At 46.2% G+C, this 17,420-nt stretch carries 15 protein-coding genes; all 15 read right to left on the bottom strand.

The window, feature by feature from the left end:
- On the bottom strand, window positions 1–77 hold a 77-nt coding region (locus tag J6U00_RS15130), incomplete at its 3' end, for a hypothetical protein (protein WP_365717705.1).
- Window positions 78–108: 31 nt separating this feature from the next.
- Window positions 109–1,437 carry a methylenetetrahydrofolate--tRNA-(uracil(54)-C(5))-methyltransferase (FADH(2)-oxidizing) TrmFO gene (trmFO, locus tag J6U00_RS01235; protein WP_296577800.1) on the bottom strand — a complete coding sequence of 443 codons (1,329 nt, stop codon included), beginning with the start codon at window positions 1,435–1,437 and terminating at the stop codon, window positions 109–111.
- The gene (gene topA / locus J6U00_RS01230) at window positions 1,434–3,515 is read right to left on the bottom strand and encodes a type I DNA topoisomerase (protein ID WP_296577798.1); all 2,082 of its coding nucleotides are present in this window, start codon (window positions 3,513–3,515) and stop codon (window positions 1,434–1,436) included. Before topA ends, trmFO begins: the two co-directional genes overlap by 4 nt.
- 12 nt (window positions 3,516–3,527) lie before the next feature.
- Complete coding sequence (locus tag J6U00_RS01225; protein WP_296577796.1) at window positions 3,528–4,190, bottom strand: hypothetical protein; 663 nt, start codon at window positions 4,188–4,190, stop codon at window positions 3,528–3,530.
- Window positions 4,191–4,227: 37 nt separating this feature from the next.
- Window positions 4,228–4,719 (bottom strand): deaminase, encoded by a 492-nt coding sequence (locus J6U00_RS01220; RefSeq protein WP_296577794.1) that lies wholly within the window; start codon window positions 4,717–4,719, stop codon window positions 4,228–4,230.
- Window positions 4,720–4,749: 30 nt separating this feature from the next.
- Window positions 4,750–5,538 (bottom strand): RNA methyltransferase, encoded by a 789-nt coding sequence (locus tag J6U00_RS01215; protein WP_296577791.1) that lies wholly within the window; start codon window positions 5,536–5,538, stop codon window positions 4,750–4,752.
- 129 nt (window positions 5,539–5,667) lie between these two features.
- On the bottom strand, window positions 5,668–6,021 hold the full coding sequence (rplT, locus tag J6U00_RS01210) for a 50S ribosomal protein L20 (protein ID WP_019678114.1): 354 nt from the start codon (window positions 6,019–6,021) through the stop codon (window positions 5,668–5,670).
- 70 nt (window positions 6,022–6,091) lie between these two features.
- Window positions 6,092–6,295: a 50S ribosomal protein L35 gene (rpmI, locus tag J6U00_RS01205; protein WP_019678115.1), complete on the bottom strand. Its 204-nt coding sequence runs from the start codon at window positions 6,293–6,295 to the stop codon at window positions 6,092–6,094.
- Window positions 6,296–6,308: 13 nt separating this feature from the next.
- Window positions 6,309–6,833 carry a translation initiation factor IF-3 gene (gene infC, locus J6U00_RS01200; RefSeq protein ID WP_295085117.1) on the bottom strand — a complete coding sequence of 175 codons (525 nt, stop codon included), beginning with the start codon at window positions 6,831–6,833 and terminating at the stop codon, window positions 6,309–6,311.
- A gap of 201 nt (window positions 6,834–7,034) precedes the next feature.
- Complete coding sequence (locus J6U00_RS01195; RefSeq protein WP_296577787.1) at window positions 7,035–7,730, bottom strand: stage II sporulation protein R; 696 nt, start codon at window positions 7,728–7,730, stop codon at window positions 7,035–7,037.
- A 2-nt stretch (window positions 7,731–7,732) separates the two neighbouring features.
- Window positions 7,733–9,568: an ATP-dependent zinc metalloprotease FtsH gene (gene ftsH, locus J6U00_RS01190; protein WP_296577785.1), complete on the bottom strand. Its 1,836-nt coding sequence runs from the start codon at window positions 9,566–9,568 to the stop codon at window positions 7,733–7,735.
- 143 nt (window positions 9,569–9,711) lie between these two features.
- Complete coding sequence (locus tag J6U00_RS01185) at window positions 9,712–12,426, bottom strand: glycoside hydrolase family 9 protein (protein ID WP_296577782.1); 2,715 nt, start codon at window positions 12,424–12,426, stop codon at window positions 9,712–9,714.
- Between the two features lie 30 nt (window positions 12,427–12,456).
- Window positions 12,457–14,436: a glycosyl hydrolase gene (locus J6U00_RS01180; protein WP_296577780.1), complete on the bottom strand. Its 1,980-nt coding sequence runs from the start codon at window positions 14,434–14,436 to the stop codon at window positions 12,457–12,459.
- 219 nt (window positions 14,437–14,655) lie between these two features.
- Window positions 14,656–15,513 (bottom strand): leucine-rich repeat domain-containing protein, encoded by an 858-nt coding sequence (locus J6U00_RS01175; protein ID WP_296577778.1) that lies wholly within the window; start codon window positions 15,511–15,513, stop codon window positions 14,656–14,658.
- Window positions 15,514–16,154: 641 nt separating this feature from the next.
- On the bottom strand, window positions 16,155–17,408 hold the full coding sequence (locus tag J6U00_RS01165) for a recombinase family protein (protein WP_296577776.1): 1,254 nt from the start codon (window positions 17,406–17,408) through the stop codon (window positions 16,155–16,157).
- Window positions 17,409–17,420 lie beyond the last annotated feature (12 nt).

Below are 17,420 nucleotides of genomic sequence, written 5' to 3'. Positions count from 1 at the left end.
CTTATCTCCTTTTCCCTGCCTGTGAGTATGATATCAACATCAAGCTCACGGACTGCCCTTTCGCAGCCCTTTATCACTTCCAAAGGAGCATTGTCTCCTCCGAAAGCGTCAACTATTACCTTTACTGCCAATTCTATCCAGCTCTCCTCTCAGCGACCTGACCGCACGTTCCGAGTATGCGCCGTAGCGTTCTTTTTTATCCTTTATCCTTACACCGATATCGGGAAGTATACCCATATTCGCTCCCATGGGCTGAAAATTTCCACTGTTGAACGGGTCGCTGACATATCGTGACAGCGCTCCTGTCATAGTATCAGCAGGGAGCTGAAGGGGTTCAAGTCCTTTTATTTTCCTTGCAGCGGCAATACCTGCTATCAGCCCGCTTGCCGCGCTTTCCATATAGCCCTCAACACCGGTTATCTGCCCTGCAAAATATATCTCCGGACGACTCGTCATTGAAAAATCACTGCTGAGCAGTTCCGGACTGTTTATGAATGTATTCCTGTGCATAACGCCATAGCGCATGAACTCAGCGTTTTCAAGTCCAGGTATCATTGAGAAAATACGCTTCTGCTCACCGAATTTCAGATTTGTCTGAAAGCCCACAAGATTGAAGAGAGTTCCCTCACGGTTCTCCTTCCTGAGCTGCACTACCGCATAAGGTCTCCTGCCAGTGCGTGGATCGTCTATGCCTACAGGTTTCATAGGACCGAAACGCATAGTGTCCACTCCACGCGAAGCAAGCTCTTCAATAGGCATACAGCCCTCGTATACGCTGAATGGGTGGGTCTCGAAGTCCTTAAGCTGAACCTTTTCAGATTCAATAAGTGCATTGTAGAAAGCAAGGTATTCTTCCTTGTTCATAGGACAGTTGACGTAGTCCGCATCTCCTCTGTCATATCGTGAAGCAAAGAATGCCTTTTCCATATCTATGCTCTCCGCAGTCACAATAGGAGCGGCAGCATCGTAAAAGCTGAGTCCCTCACCGCAGAGCTCATAAATTATATCAGCCATTGCACCCTGAGTGAGCGGACCCGTTGCTATAATCACCGTACCCTCTGGGAGCTCTGTGACCTCTCCTCTTACAACCTCGATAAGTGGGTGGCTTTTTATTTTATCTGTAACTGCATCGGAAAACTTCTCGCGATCCACCGCAAGCGCTCCTCCAGCCTCAACGGCATTTTCCTTTGCACATGGAACTGTAAGCGAACCGAGCATTTCCATTTCGTGTTTCAGAAGTCCTGCAGCAGATTCAAGTCTTGCAGCTTTAAGCGAATTTGAGCAAACCAGCTCCGCAAAACCGCCGTATTTATGCGCCGGTGAAAACTTTTCCGGCTTCATTTCATAAAGCCTTACGTTTATACCGGCTTCCGCAACCGCCCATGCAGCTTCACAGCCTGCAAGTCCTGCGCCGATAACGTTTACGACCGCGCTCATTTTTTCAGCTCTCTTTCGTAGCCGCAGCCCTCTGTCTCACAGACGAGCTTTCCGGATTTTCCACCCTTCATGAACAAAGTTTTTCCGCACTGAGGACACAGCTCCGCTGTCGGTACGTTCCATGTCATGAAGCTACACTCTGGGAATCCCTCGCAGCCGTAGAAGCTCCTGCCCTTCTTGGACTTTTTCAGCAGCATCTTCTTTCCGCAACGTGGACAACTTCCGTCTGTCTCGGTAACTATCTTCTTAGTATTCTTGCACTCCGGGAAACCGGGGCAGGCTAGGAATTTTCCGTACTTGCTGTACTTTATTACCATATTTCTTCCGCAGAGCTCGCATACCACATCGGTTTCCTCGTCAGGCACCTTGACGCGCTTGCCGTCCATAGCTTCCTCAGCCTGTTTCAGTGTCTTTGAGAAATCGTCATAGAACTCGCGGAGAGTGATTACCCAGTTCTTTTCGCCGTGCTCCACCTCGTCGAGGTTATTTTCCATTTCGGCAGTGAACTTTGCGTCAACTATCTTCTTGAAATGATCCTTCATAAGCTCGGTTATAACCTCGCCGAGATTAGTAGGCTTCAACGCTTTGCCTTCGTGTTCCACGTAGCGACGCGATGTGATAGTTGTTATAGTAGGAGCATAGGTACTCGGTCTGCCAATACCATTTTCTTCAAGCGCCTTTATGAGAGATGCTTCCGTATATCGCGGAGGAGGCTGTGTGAAATGCTGATTTCCGGATATGGATTTCAGTTTCAGCTTATCGTCGGTTTTGAGATCAGGCAACATTTTCTTAGCTCCGTCCTCAGAGTCTGTGGATTCCACATACAGAGCCATAAAGCCGTCAAATTTAACGGAATAGCCTGAAGCCCTGAAAATGCAGCCGTTTGCCTCGATATCAGCCGAAACAGTATCAAGAAGAGCATTCGCCATCTGACTTGCGATAAAGCGCTCCCATATCAGCTTGTACAACTTGTACTGATCCACACTTAGACTGGACTTTACCCTTTCCGGAGTAAGTTCAGGAGTTGAAGGACGTATAGCTTCATGTGCGTCCTGAGCATTGCTCTTGGTCTTGAAGCTCCTCGGCTCAGGAGGCAGGTAATCACTACCGTAAACAGTACCGATGTATTCTGCGGCAGCCTTCTTTGCCTCATCGGATATACGCAGGCTGTCAGTTCTCATGTAAGTGATAAGACCTACTGCGCCTACTCCCTGTACATCAACACCTTCATAGAGCTCCTGGGCAGCCTTCATGGTGCGCTTTGCGCTGAAGCTGAGTTTACGTGAAGCCTCCTGCTGGAGGGTAGATGTTATGAAAGGAGGTGCAGGCTGTTTCTTTGTAACGCGTTTTTTTACAGACTTTACAATATACTCGGCATTCTCAAGCCTGCCGAGGAGGTCATCTGCCTCAGCCTGATTGGCTATCTCAAGCTTTTCGCCGTCAACAGAAACAAGGGCAGCATCAAATACCTTCCTCGACGACGGAGCTGTGAACTTCGCGTCGATAGACCAGTACTCCTTAGGCACGAAAGCTCTTATCTCGTTCTCACGGTCAACAACAAGACGTACAGCCACAGACTGCACTCTTCCTGCGGACAAACCTCTCTTGACCTTTTTCCAAAGGAATGGACTGAGCTCATATCCAACAAGTCTGTCAAGGATACGTCTTGCCTGCTGAGCATTCACAAGGTCAACGTCGATCTTATGAGGATTGCTCATGCCGTTCTTGACGCCTGTCTTGGTAATCTCATTGAAGGCAACACGATTGTTGTCGTTCATATCAAGTTTGAGCATCTGCGCTATATGCCATGATATAGCCTCTCCCTCACGATCAGGGTCGGTTGCGAGATAAACTTTATCGCACTTCTTGGCACGCTTTTTCAGCTCTCTGATAACGTCCTCCTTGCCCTTCATATCAGTATACTGAGGCTTAAAGTCGTTATCCTTGTCAACTCCCATTTTTGATTTTGGAAGATCGCGGACATGGCCCATAGAGGCTATGACCTCGTATCCTGTTCCAAGGTATTTCTGAATAGTTTTTGCCTTTGCAGGCGACTCTACTATAACTAAATCTGACATCGGATTATCCCCTTATCTTATAAGTTCAAACGTTTTGCCCGAAATCGAGCGCACAACACTGAATATCACAAGCTCTGTGAGCTCGATTATCAGCTCTGACGGGGCGAACTCAAGAATCTGAGTAAGCTCGTCTGCATGGAGATCGCCGTTTTCAAGCGTCTCTGCTATAGGTATCTGACAGCCTGAAAACTCATCGGGGAGCTCTATTTTCACAGCTCCATCCCGAGTCTTTTCTTGACTGACAGGTATATCGTTAAGCTCATATAAAGCTTCGGTGATAAGCTCATTTCCCTCATCGGGATTATCTGCCGAAGACATTGCGCCTACCTCATAAGCAGCCTGAAGTGGTTCTCTTCTGCCGTTTATGCAGTTCATTACGTCAGAGACATCATACATCGTTATCGCCCCGTCGCGCAGCAACTTTATATTGCTTTTGTAATATATTAACGAGGATGGATTGTATATATGCTTAAGCTGCGAATGATATTCATAGCTTTTATAGCATGTAACGCCTATTCCCCGTTTTTCACAGTTCTCAATAAATACCTCTGCATTGTGCAGCGGTACGTTATGTACATTATTATTCTCGTCTTTTCTGAGGCTGACCATGGTACTGTACTCGCTCAGTACGAGATAAGCATTTTCAGCCGAGCGGAAGAATTTTATCTCGTCCAAAGCAAAGCCTCCTTTTCATTATAAATTCTGTATGTTATCAATATCCTCTTGTGCCGTCAAGTGATTCGTCATTATCTATCCATTCGCACACAGATATTATCCTGTAATTCTCCCTGTCATCTCTGATGACAACCTTATCAATACCTGCGTTGATGATAAGTCTTTTGCACATCGAACAGCTGTTGGCTTGTTCGATATATGTACCGTCTTTTACCTCCTTGCCAACAAGGAACAGGACGGAATCAAGCATTCTTTCTCTCGAAGCGGATATTATGGCGTTTGCCTCTGCATGGACGCTCCTGCACAGTTCATAACGCTCTCCGCGCGGTATGTCCAGCTTTACTCTTATGCAGTAGCCAAGGTCGGAGCAATTTGCTCTTCCTCTCGGTGCTCCCACATAGCCCGTCGAAACAATCTCATCGTTCTTTACAATAACAGCGCCGTAGTGTCTTCTTAGGCAGGTACACCTTTCCGACACCTTTTCAGCTATATCAAGGTAGTAGTTTATCTTGTCACGTCTTTCTTCCATTACAGCACCTCCTGCCGCGGAATGAGTGTTTTACTTGCTAAGCTCCCACATAAGTATCCCGGCAGCCATCGCTGCGTTGAGAGAGTTTATATTACCGTGCATAGGGATTATAACGCGTCTTTTGCAACGCTGTGCGATATCACATGGAAGTCCGTTGCCCTCGTTGCCGATGAACACAGCCTGAGTACCTTCAAAGCTGCACTCAGTAACAGATACGGCGTCCTTGTCTATGACAGCTGCAGATGTTACCGTGCCGGCTTCTTCTAACTCACTGAAAAGAACGTCTGCGTCATTTTCAACTGCTATCTTCATTCTGAATACAGAGCCCATAGTAGAACGTATCACCTTAGGGCTGTAAAGATCACAGCTTCCGGAGAGTATAACTCCGTCAATACCGAGAGCGTCCGCAGTCCTTATCATCATGCCCACATTTCCCGGGTCCTGAAGCCCGAAAAGCACCAAAAACTTTCCGTCACTTTTCAATATACTTCTGACGCTTCGCTGTACAGGTATCCTGCACATTGCAAATACTCCCTGGGTGGTATCTGTAGACGCAATCTTATTTCCAAGCTCATTTGAAATGACAATCGTTCTTGTACTCCTCAAATCAGCCTGTAAAAGTTCCTCACCATAGCGCTCCTGTGCTTTCTGTGTCAAAATGAGCTGTGTGATGCCACTTTCCTCACGGAGAGCGTCCTCAACTATCCTGAGCCCCTCCAACACGAATAAGCCGTACTGAAGTCTTTCTTTTTTTGAAGAAGAGAGCTTCTGATACAGCTTGACAGTTGGATTATCTTTTGAAGTGATGATGTTTTCCAATAGCACAACACCGCCTGTATTTATTCATAATGCGTAATCGCAGGTAGTACCGTCAATTACGCATTATGAATCCGAGGATTAACAAAAACACGCTCTTAACTTAATTAAGAAGCGTGTTTATTATATGAATTAAAGAGCAGCCTTTGCCTTGTCAGCAATTGCTGTGAAGCCTGCTGCATCGTTGATAGCGATCTCGGAGAGCATCTTTCTGTTGAGAGAGATACCAGCCTTCTTGCAGCCGTTCATGAATGTTGAGTAGTTCATGCCGTTGAGCTTAGCAGCTGCTGAGATTCTTGTGATCCAGAGCTGTCTGAACTGTCTCTTCTTCTGCTTTCTTCCGATGTATGCATAGTTGCCAGACTTCATTACAGCCTGCTTAGCCATCTTGAAGTGTTTGCTCTTAGAGCCCCAGTAGCCCTTAGCAAGCTTTAAAGTCTTGTTTCTTCTCTTACGAGTCATCATTGCACCTTTAATACGTGCCATAGTCTTTTACCTCCAAAATTAAAATTACGGGAATTAGCTCATGCTATACGGAATGGTATTCCGCTTCTGATTACATATAGGGAACGAGCTTCTTGATAGTAGGTGCGTTTGTGCAGTCAGCAACACCAGCGTTACGAGCGATTCTCTTGCGCTTTGTGTCCTTCTGAGTAAGTCTGTGTCTCTTATTGGTGTGCTGGTACTTTACCTTACCGCTTCCTGTAATCTTAAAACGCTTCTTAGCGCCCGAGTGAGTTTTAACCTTTACCTTTGCCATTATATGATCCTCCTTACTTAGCGGCCTTAGGGGAAACGAACATAACTATGCTACGTCCCTCCATTTTAGCCGGCTTATCCACAGTGCCTGCCTCAGAAACTGCTTCCTTGAAGCGATCAAGCAGTTCGCTTCCAAGTTCCGGATGTGCAATAGCTCTTTTACGGAATCTAACTGATACCTTAAGCTTATCTCCGCCCTGTAAAAATTTGACAGCCTGATTTACCTTCGTTTCAAAGTCATGAGTATCTATTGTGGAAAACATTCTAATCTCCTTGATAGATACGACCTTCTGATTCTTTCTTGCTTCCTTTTCACGTTTAGCCTGCTCGAAGCAATACTTTCCGTAGTCCATAACACGGCATACGGGTGGTGTTGCCTGCGGAGCGATCTTAACGAGATCCAGATCCTGATCGAAGGCTATCTGCTGAGCCTCTTTGGCAGATAAAACGCCAAGCTTTTTACCGTCAGCGTCGATTACGAGTACTTCCTTATCTCTTATCTCTTCGTTGATCTGCAGTTCCTGTTTGCTAATAGTCAAGCACCTCCAAGCAAAATAATTTAAAAACAAAAATGAGTGCAGAAATTATCCGCACTCACCAATACACATTGAATATACCAAAGCTGCGCAAAAACAGCCTGATAGCTCATTACATATTGACCGTTTCAGCATAGCCCGACGGTGAGAACGCATAGTTCTGCTTTGTTTACTAAATTATTATATACTCATTTCCGATAATTGTCAAGCAGCTTCATCATTTTTGTCGTTTTGCACAGTATCACCCTTAACAAAGCTCCTAATTTTATCCCATACAGCAAATCTCACCTTGTATTTCTTAGGGTGCCTGAGGATATCAAGCTCCTTTTGGTCGAAATCCTGCTCCTCTACCGTTTTGTTTTCTTCAACGTTATCGTCTCCGCAGGCTGCCGGCAAACACAGCGGCGGATACATAACACACCACCAGTTATGCCCCTCTGCTTTGCCTATTTTGATGCGCAGTGCACGGTATCTTCCGGCAGGCATAGTTATATCACCGTAAACGCGCTCGCCGAAATCAGCGTCAACAAGTTCTGCAGCAACTCTGTCCGAACACCCATGTAAGCGCAGAACGTTCTCCGCCTGGCTTTCTATTGCCCTTAAGTTTTCAGCAACAGCCTCTTCCGCCTCTTTAAGCCCAGATACACCGCTGAATATACCGCTTTCCAGCAGCTCGTCACGAACCATAAGTTTAAGCCGCTGATCCTGCTCGCTGTCTGAATTTGCTAGTATATGAAGTCGCAACACGCTTTCTCTGAGCTCATCGAGCTTTAGTCCATCACCGATAAAGCTACCTATATTAGAAATAAGTACCGCAAGCACAAGTCCTACCGCCATAACAGCCAATGAAGTTCTTTTCAACAATATCACCTCAACGGCTATCATTGGCAGCTTTTTCATTTTTATACAACCGGCACGTTCTCTTTTCCGAGGATAGCCATGAACTCCTCTCCAGTGATAGTCTCCCTGTCAAGGAGGAAACGTGCAAGTTCATGAAGCTTTTCGCTGTTCTCTGAAAGTATTTTCAATGCCTTTACATGAGCGCTCTTGACGATATTGTTCACTTCCTCGTCAACCTTCGCAGCTGTTTCTGGAGAGCACACCAGCGAAGCATCGCCGCCGAGATACTTGTTGTTAACTGTCTCAAGAGCTACCATGTCGAAGCTGCTGCTCATACCATACCGTGTAACCATTGCACGGGCTATCTGAGTAGCCTTTTCTATATCGTTGGAAGCGCCGGAAGTACAGGTGTTGAAAACCAGTTCCTCTGCCGATCTGCCTCCAGTGAGAGTTGCTATCTTTGAAAGAGCCTCTTCCTTTGAAAGTAAGAACTTCTCGTCCTCGTCCACCTGCATGGTATATCCGAGAGCACCTGAGGTTCTCGGTATAATAGTAATCTTATGTACCGGAGCTGAGTACTTCTGCTTTGCAGCTACAAGGGCATGACCTATCTCATGGTATGCGATTATCTCTTTTTCCTTCTGAGAAATAACCGCATTCTTACGCTGATAGCCCGCAATTACTACTTCAACGCTCTCTTCAAGGTCGGATTGGTCAACAGAACTCCTGCCTCTACGTACAGCTCTCAAAGCCGCCTCGTTGATTATATTCGCAAGCTCTGCTCCAGAAGCACCCGCCGTAGCTCTTGCAATGGCGTTGAAGTCTATGCCGTCGCTCAGCTTTATCTTCTTGGCATGTACCTTAAGAACGGCTTCACGTCCTGTTAGGTCAGGGAGCTCAACAGGTATTCTCCTGTCAAAGCGTCCGGGGCGAAGCAACGCAGGATCCAACGATTCAGGGCGGTTAGTTGCGGCAAGTATGACTACGCCCTTTTTGCCGTCAAAACCATCCATTTCCGTGAGTAGCTGGTTCAGGGTCTGCTCTCGTTCGTCGTTTCCGCCTATCTGTCCATCGCGCTTCTTGCCTATAGTGTCTATCTCGTCTATGAAAACTATACATGGAGCCTTGTCCGTTGCCTGACTGAACAGGTCACGCACCTTTGCTGCGCCCATACCAACGAACATCTCTACAAACTCAGAGCCGGAGATTGAAAAGAAAGGTACATCCGCCTCACCTGCCACAGCCTGTGCAAGCAGTGTCTTTCCTGTACCGGGAGGTCCTACAAGAAGTGCGCCCTTAGGAAGGTCAGCACCTATCTCGGCATATTTACCTGGATTGTGCAAAAAATCAACTATTTCCGCAAGAGCTTCCTTTGCCTCGTCCTGTCCGGCAACGTCGTCAAAAGTCTTGCCAGTCTGAGCTTTGACATATATCTTTGCATTGCTCTTTCCGAAGGACATTGCATTTCCGAGACCACCCATACGCTGTCCAATGCTTTTAAAAAGAATGTTCCATACTACTACCATAAACAAAATAGGGAGTATCCAGCCGAAAAGGAAGTCCCTTAGCGGACTCTGCTCCTGTATGCTGCCTGTGAACTCCACATTCTTCTGCTCATGTAGTCGTGAAACAAGGTCAGGATCGTCGATTCGTACCGTATTGTACGCCTGTTCTTTGCCGTCCTCCTCATTTATGGTAAACTTTATCTCCGTCTCCTCTATCTGCACCTTTCCGACATTTCCTTCGTCGAGCTGGTCAAGGAAAAAGCTATAATCAGCGTCCTTTATTGCAGCCCTGTTCATTGCAGGCATTACTACGGAATTAAATATCATGAGCAGAAGCAGACAAATGATTAAGTATATCGCATACTGCTTAAGCGGATTTTTTTCTTCATTCATTGAACTTCATCTCCTGTATCAGGTATGATAAAATTATAACACATTCGCTTTTCAAAAACAACAGGTAATTTGTGAGAGAAATGAAAGTTATGTGAAATCAGAAAAAAAGCTGCACGTTTTTCCGTGCAGCTTTTCGCTTTGGATTAAAGAGCCTTCACCTTTCCGAGAAGGAACTCCTGTATCTTAAGTGCGTCATTTGATGTAAGTCCGGCTACAGATGTATCAACATCGCCGTTTGCTGCACCCTGTTCTGTCAGGCACTTGTCGGAAGTACCGCCAATGCCGTACTTATTTGGGTTAGCAAGAGACTGCATGATAAGAACAGCATCTGCCATATCTACAGTGCCGTCACAGTTTACGTCACCTGCAAGACTTACTTTAGTCTGAGTTGAATCGCCATTAACAGCTGGTGTCACGCTTGAAGTTGTGGATGATGATGTTGTTGTAGCTGTTGTTGTGGTGGTTGTTGTGGTGGTATTGCTTGTAGTAGTTGTTGTTGTCTTTGATGTAGTTGTAGTAGTAGTTACAGTCTTTGGCTTTGTTGTGGTAGTCTCCTTCGGCTTCTCCTCAGCTGTTGTTCCGTCAGGCTCGATACCGCCTACGAGTACGCCGTCATCGTAGATACAGATATAATCTGTACGCTTCTCCGGCGGATCGTCAACAGCAAAGAAGTCCTCGCTCTTACCAATCTTAAGATCCTGATAACTCCAGTCGTTGCTAGGATCCCATATATCACCGTAGTACATACCGAGGTCGAACTGATATTTCTTTCCTGAGTTTGCTATAACATAGCCGTCCCATGTGATCTCCACATAGTAGGTATTTGCTACCTTGTCATACTTGAAAGGTCCTGTGAGCACGCCGTCAGCGCCTACCTCACCGTCCTCTGTACTTGACTGATCATAAAGCTCGCGTACCTCTCCGAGGCCGTCGATGCCCTTTGCCATTTCCTCGATATTGAAGAAATAACGAACAGAAATCTTCTTGGAAGGATTGCTCTCGCCTGAGAGAACCTTGAATGATACCTGTGTAGTACCTGAACCGTCACCGTTGAGGTTGGGCTTGTCTACGCCGACAGCCTCTACCCAGTAGCCGCTTCCGCCGCCGTCGCCGCTTCCGCTGCCGTAAACTCTCTTCTCATCCTGAGGCGGGAAGTTAGGAGTTACAGCCATTTCAGGTGTACCATAAAGTGCATAAAGACCAGCAGCTGCGCCGGGGAGACAAGCGTTATAATCGATAGTTACCTCATTCTCTACCCAGTCGTTTGTACTGTCGCTGTGGCCGTCGCTTCCGTCTGGACCGCCTGCAAGAGCGCCCCAGAGGATATGCTTCTGCTCACGGGGATCCTCAGCCATGAGAAGTCCCGAAGCTGCACGGTGGTGAGGATTCTTTACGGCTGTATCATTATAGCCTACGATGAATGCTCTCGGACCGTGTGTGCCGTTTCTACCGGCAAGAACTGTCTGCTTTGAGTTTTCCTTGTATGTTACATCGTTTTGACCGAGTACATAGTCCATCTGCTTCTTAGCCCACTCGCTCCATTCGCTAGGCTGACCGTTGTTCTTGTACTTGTCGTAAACGAGGCATATCATCTGCATAGCTGTATTGTAACGGCAGCTTCCCCACTGATTGAGGTATGCAAAGCCACCTTTTGTCTCCAGCTGCTTCCATGTCTTAAGGCATTTGCCTACACAGTCATCGTCCCAGAAATCGTCGAATACGTACTGGTTCTTACCCTGTGCGTCTCTAATTCTCTGAACGAGGTCGAGTTCAGGGTTCTGCTGATTGATAGCAGCCCACATTACGCCTGCACCGCTCCACATATCGTTCCAGCAGTAGCACCAGCCGGAAGGAGCATAGTAATCGAATATTTCAACAGCATAGTCGAATACGCTGTCATCACCTGTTGCAAGATACATCCATGCAGCAGCCCAGCAATAATCATCCTCCCACTTTGTAGAGCCGTAGAATGCTCCTGGACCGTCTGCGTTATCTGAGAGCTCCTTTTCGTTATCGTTAGCGAAGTTCCAAAGAGCCTTTGCGTAGTCGAGAGACTTCTCTGCATACTCAGCGTCTGTATCCTTGAAGTTCAGATAGTTGATAGCCAGTGAAGCACAGGCAGAAACAACATAGTCTGTCTGAGGCTTTTCAGCTGTAAGGAAGAATGCCGGACGTGGCATAGTATCTACCTCAGGGCTGTTCCATATAGCGTGGTCAATGTTACCGTCACCTACCTGATAGCAGTGAGCGATAACTGTACCGTCCTTATCGCGAAATGTACACTTCATAAGATAATCATTGAAGTGACGAAGAATAGTCTCCATGTGATCGTCCTGTCCGAGCTTCTTGAATACGTCGCGGAACTCATAGTAATCCCAGCCGAGGGTAGCAGCCGAATAGTTTTCAGGCATACCGAACTCAACATGGTCACCTGCGTCGTGGAAGCCACCTGCAACGTCGATAGTACCATCGCCGTCAGGATCGAGGACGTCCTTGTATTTTGTCATGAATGACTCAGAAAGGTTAGTACCTCCCTTACTAGTCTTGTTTGTCTGCTTGTCCCATGTTATCATAGGAACATGAGCGTCATAGGTATGGCAGTTTCCACGCCATGAAAGACGGCTGTCCTCGTCAACAGTATCGCCGCACATATTAGCGTCATAGAAATAGAGTGAGTACTGAAGTGCGCGGGCATAGTCGATATCCAGACCAGAATCCTGAACTATCTCGCTGATAGGTGCACAGAACTCCTGCTCTGCTTCTTCATCTGCTGCCAGTGTAGGCGAAACAGTGAAGCAGAATGATGTTGCCGCAGTAACAATGCTCGTTACCGCTGCGATCAGTTTTTTGTGATTCATCATGTTTTCCTCCCTTTAAAATAATGTGAATCATTTAGCAATTATATCGTCCCACTTTACAAGACCTAGGAGATATCTCTGTATCTCCAAAGCGTCGTTTGAAGTAAGACCTTTACTGCCTGAGTCAACGTCCCCGTTCGACTGTCCCTGCGATGTGATATGGTGCGCGTCAGTGCCATTCACGCCGTATTTGTCGGGATTTGCCAACGACTGCATTATCAGTACGGCATCAGCCATATCCACATTGCCGTCGCAGTTAGCGTCGCCCTTTCTGTAGTCTGTGGAAATCGTATCCGCAGTCTGTGAAACGGTGGTGGTCGTTGTTTCAGCAGTTTTTGCCGAAGTGGTTGAAGCTGCGGAGATTGAAGCCGTTGTGATTGGCTTTGAGGTTACAGTCGTTACAGTCACAGATGTATCTCCGCCCCCCTCAATGGGATAGCTTTTCAGGTCTGGCAGCTCATCAAGAGTAATACAGTAGTCGCTGTTATATATCTCAATAAGATTATCCACAGGATTATTCTGCTCGCTTGTAAGATAGTTCATATACCACGGACAGAAATAAAGCCATGCTGCCTTGTCGTTTACAAGATTTTCAAGTGACGGTATGGAATCGTTTTCAGACATGGTCACCATTTTCTGCCCGTCTGTGCTCTGCACTAGACTGTAAAAGGTGGATGCTATGGAGCTGAGATTGGGAAGGCCGTCAGCACAGTTGTACTTATCGCAACCTATAATATCCACCACATCATCGCCGGGATACCAGTCGGCAGCCTCGGGAGATGTGGAACTCGTCCATATCCATATCAGATTATCCAAGCCGTATTCATTTGTGAGTTTGTCATAAAGTAAGCGGTAGAGCTTCTTGCAGGGCTCTGCGCCTTCTGCTCCCCACCAGAACCATGCACCCTCTGCTTCATGGAGAGGTCTCCACAGCACGGGCACGTCAGCCTCCTTAAGCTTTTGCAGCTCTCCTGCAATGAGCTCGATATCAGCCATTATCACCTTATTCTCCCATGTGCCCTCTTTAAGAGCATTTGAAATACTAAAGGTCGTATATTTGGGATTTGCCGACTCAACATAAAAGGCAACATCCTCGCTCCCCTCCTCGCATGGCACGTTCCAGTGCCACGAGACGGTAGCAATACCGTGGTACTTGTTCACCCATTCGATAACACGCTCGGGAGCATGGTCACGCCAGTCCGAAGAGGTGTTATATGCGAGGAAGTCAATACCACGAATAGCAGGCTGTTTTCCAGTTTTTTCCTGTATATATTCAAATTCAGCCTCATTGTCCTTAATAAAAACATCGGGGCTGTTCCAGAGGTTATAGTTATGGTCGCCGCAGTACTCCTGCTGACCCGCGATGATATGCTTACCGTAAACATCGCAGAGGTAGCTGTACAGCCTTTTGGCTGTATCGGAAGCATTTGGATTTGAAAGCTTCCTTGTGGGCGACAGCTCGGTAAGTTTTTCCGAGGCAGGCTTTAACGTAAGATAGTCAAAGAAGGTATAGCCCCAGTACGCCTTGATCTCAATTGTGTTCTTTCCCTTTTTCAGATTAACGACACCACCGGAGGTCTCGGCAAACTTGTTGGTATACGGACAGGTGAGTTCACCCTGATTAACTCCGTTGACATTCAGATACTGCACCTTTTTGCGCGGATCACTGGGCTCACAGTAGCATATCGTCATCTCATAGAGCCCATCTTCGGGAACATTGGCTTCAATGGTAAGAGTAGTACCCTTCTGGTCAAGATAAGCGAAGCCCTTGCCCGAGAAGCCACTGAGATCGGTATCCTCTGGAAAATCTCCCATTTTCACATCAGAAGCTCCGTTTGCATGGATTTTACCACCACTGGTCTCGCCGTCCTCGAACTCATACTTCAGGATGGTATCAGCCGCCGCAGCCTTTTCGTGAACTTCCGGAGCAGAGAGAAAGCTTATCGCTGAAGCTGCGATGAAAGCAGCTGCCACAGTGCCGACATACCGCTTCAATATCTCTTTCTTCAAAATGATCCCTCCAGATCGTATAATATTAAATTATATTTACATGATAATTTAAGTGCCTACCTTTAATTATCATGCTTAACGCAAACCTACAAAAATATCATATCACATTTTCTCTGAAAATGCAAGAGTTTTCATAAAACATTCCTCAAATTGATGATTTTTTTCTGTGAGCGCAATAAACGGTCAGGAAAGAATTTTTTTGCTCAATAATTTAAGCATTTATCCTTGATTCTGTAAAAACAGACAGCGAATAAGTGCAAGTATGAGAGCCGCAAATATTGCTGTTCCGGCAAGTGCAGAGATATGAATATTTCTGCCTTTCTCTAGCTTCAGCTGCACATTCGAAGCCGAATCATACCCTTTCAGATCGGATGAAAATCTAAGCCCGTTCACTGTGGCATACTTCTCCGCTACCGAGCCTGCCTCGCCGAATAAAACCATATGTTCATTTATTACGAGTTCATTTCCTGTGCAACCATATCCCAGTGCCTTAGCACCTATATCTGTACAGGAAGGCGGTATGAAGATTCGTTCCAGCTCTGGACACATATAAAAAGCTCCGCCGCCTATGCTGCCGAGCTCCCTGCCGGTGCTTACACTTTCAAGGCTCTCACAGCCTGAAAAGCACAGTTCGCCTATACCTTTAAGCCCCTGCGGAAGCTCTATACAGACAAGGCTTTCACAGGCGCGGAAACAGGAAGCTGGAAGCACATCAAGAGACGCAGGGAGTGGGATATTCTTAAGCCCTGTACACCCGCAGAAGCAACCCTCTCCTATTTCTTCCAGTCCCTCCGGAAGTCTTACTGCTTCAAGCATATCACAGGCATAGAAGCAATGATGTCCTATCCTTGTAATAGTATCAGGTAATATTATCCCTCTCAGTGTCTCACACATATAGAATGCGTTGTCGCGGAGCTCAGTAACGGGGTAACAGCCGAAAAAATCAGGGATATCAATATATTCCGGCTCACCGGTATAACCTGTTACCACCGCCTCTCCCTCATATACAGAATACATAAGTCCTTCCATTTCAGCTCCACATATAGACGCTTCGTCCGATAAAAGTATTTCTGTCATTGTACCAGCCTCCTTTATGAAAAGTATAACAGCTATGCAGCACTGTGAAAAGACCTATTTCACGACCTTATGTATAATAAAAGATACTATAACCATCTTTTTCGTCCCATACCCGTACTATTCACCAGTAAAGGCTGCTGAATATGCTCGTTTAATGCCGTATTTTTCTTCTGGTAAAATAAAAAATGGGAGCTTTCAGCTCCCACAATTAATAGCAGCCGACACTTAACGTGTCGGCTGCTTATCCAACCCCCTTCGAGTCCATGTCATATTTATTCAGTTCATCTTATTTGCTCTTTCCTTCTATGGTTATAGTATAGCATATTACTCTCTGTATGTCAAGATCAACAAGAAATTATGAACGAAATTTCGTAGATTCACACAGTTTGTCCGACTTCTGATTATAGGTTTTGACGGGGTTAAAAAAATATGATTATACGTTACGTAAATCAAATAAGTACTAATACAAAAGGCATAAAAGCGGCTCCGCTTTGGGAGCCGCAAAACTTACTTTTTCATGCCGCAGTTTTTGTCAAAAGAAGGATTGCAGGCATAGAAATTCTTTTCATCAAGCTTATCCTGTGCAATGCGGAGTGCTTCGCCATTGCGACCATTATGAAACACTGATCAATAAAAAAACTTCATGCTCTCCACTTTATGACTATACGCCCTTTACAGGCATATATCGTTTCTGCAAGCGTATCTGTCAGCCTTCTTTTTTCGTCAAAACTGATCTTATCCATAATTCCTACAAGCTCTGAAAAGACTCCAGCCGCTTTTCTTTCCATTGCATAATGAACAGCTCTCTCAACATTATCTGCATAAAGAGTCTCAGCCTTGCACTTCCCTTTTCTCAGCCTTTCATTACACATCAAGTATCTTTTGCCGCTGCTGCCGCGTTTCACAACAAGAGCACTGTTGCAGTGAATGCATTTTATCTTTCCGCAGAGCCATGAATTTTTCGCCTTTCTGACCGGTGAAGCATTTTTGCAGGAAATGCATTTTTCACGGCATCTAAGCCACATTTCTGGTTCCACTATACCCGTACCCGGTGCAGGTACTATAAGACACCCGGAAAACGATGTCCCTTTACTTTTTCTGTCAACTCCTGTTCTGTAACAGTAGCAGCCGCTTCTGCCATTAAAACCACCCTCGTTTTCCACCACTTCCGCTCCCTCTGCCTTAAAAAGGTCCAGAACGGTATTATCAGCCTTTACATACAGCGGATTGAGTATGAGCTCTCTTATCCTTGAACGCTCCCAGAAACTGCCCCGTCTCTGTATGCCTAGCTCATCAAGCTTTCTGACGATATCGCCATAAGAGACCTCGTACTGTGAATACATCTCATATATCATGCGGACAGTTTTCGCTTCCTCCTCAACTGTCTCATAAGCCGAGGTATGTACTTCTCCTATCAATGCCGGAACTCGCCTATATCCGTATGGCACGGGACCTCCCATAAAGAAGCCCTTTCTGCTTCGGGAATAATATGCGTCGGCAACACGCTTCTGTATTGTTTCTCTTTCAAGCTGTGCAAAAACTATACAAATATTTAGCATTGCGTTGCCTATAGGGGAAGATGTATCGAATTTTTCCGTTGCAGACACAAATTTGACGCCAAGCTCTCCAAATACCGACATCATATTTGAAAAATCAAGTATTGAACGGCTTATACGATCAAGCCTGTAAACTATCACAGTGTCTATCACTCCGCTCCGGACGTCATTCATCATCTGCACAAACTGCGGACGATTCGTATTCTTTCCACTGTAGCCTCTGTCTGCATACACCCTGCACGGCTCTCCGCGAGCTTCATAGCGGCATAGCTCTGTCTGCTGCTCGATAGATATGCTGTCAGCTCGGTCAACCGACTGTCTTGCATATATAGCGGTCATGACGCATTATCT

This window comes from Ruminococcus sp. (assembly GCF_017650195.1).
GTDB lineage: Bacteria > Bacillota > Clostridia > Oscillospirales > Ruminococcaceae > Ruminococcus.
The sequence above is the reverse complement of the archived record's forward strand: the minus strand, read 5'-3'. Positions and strand labels throughout refer to the sequence as shown.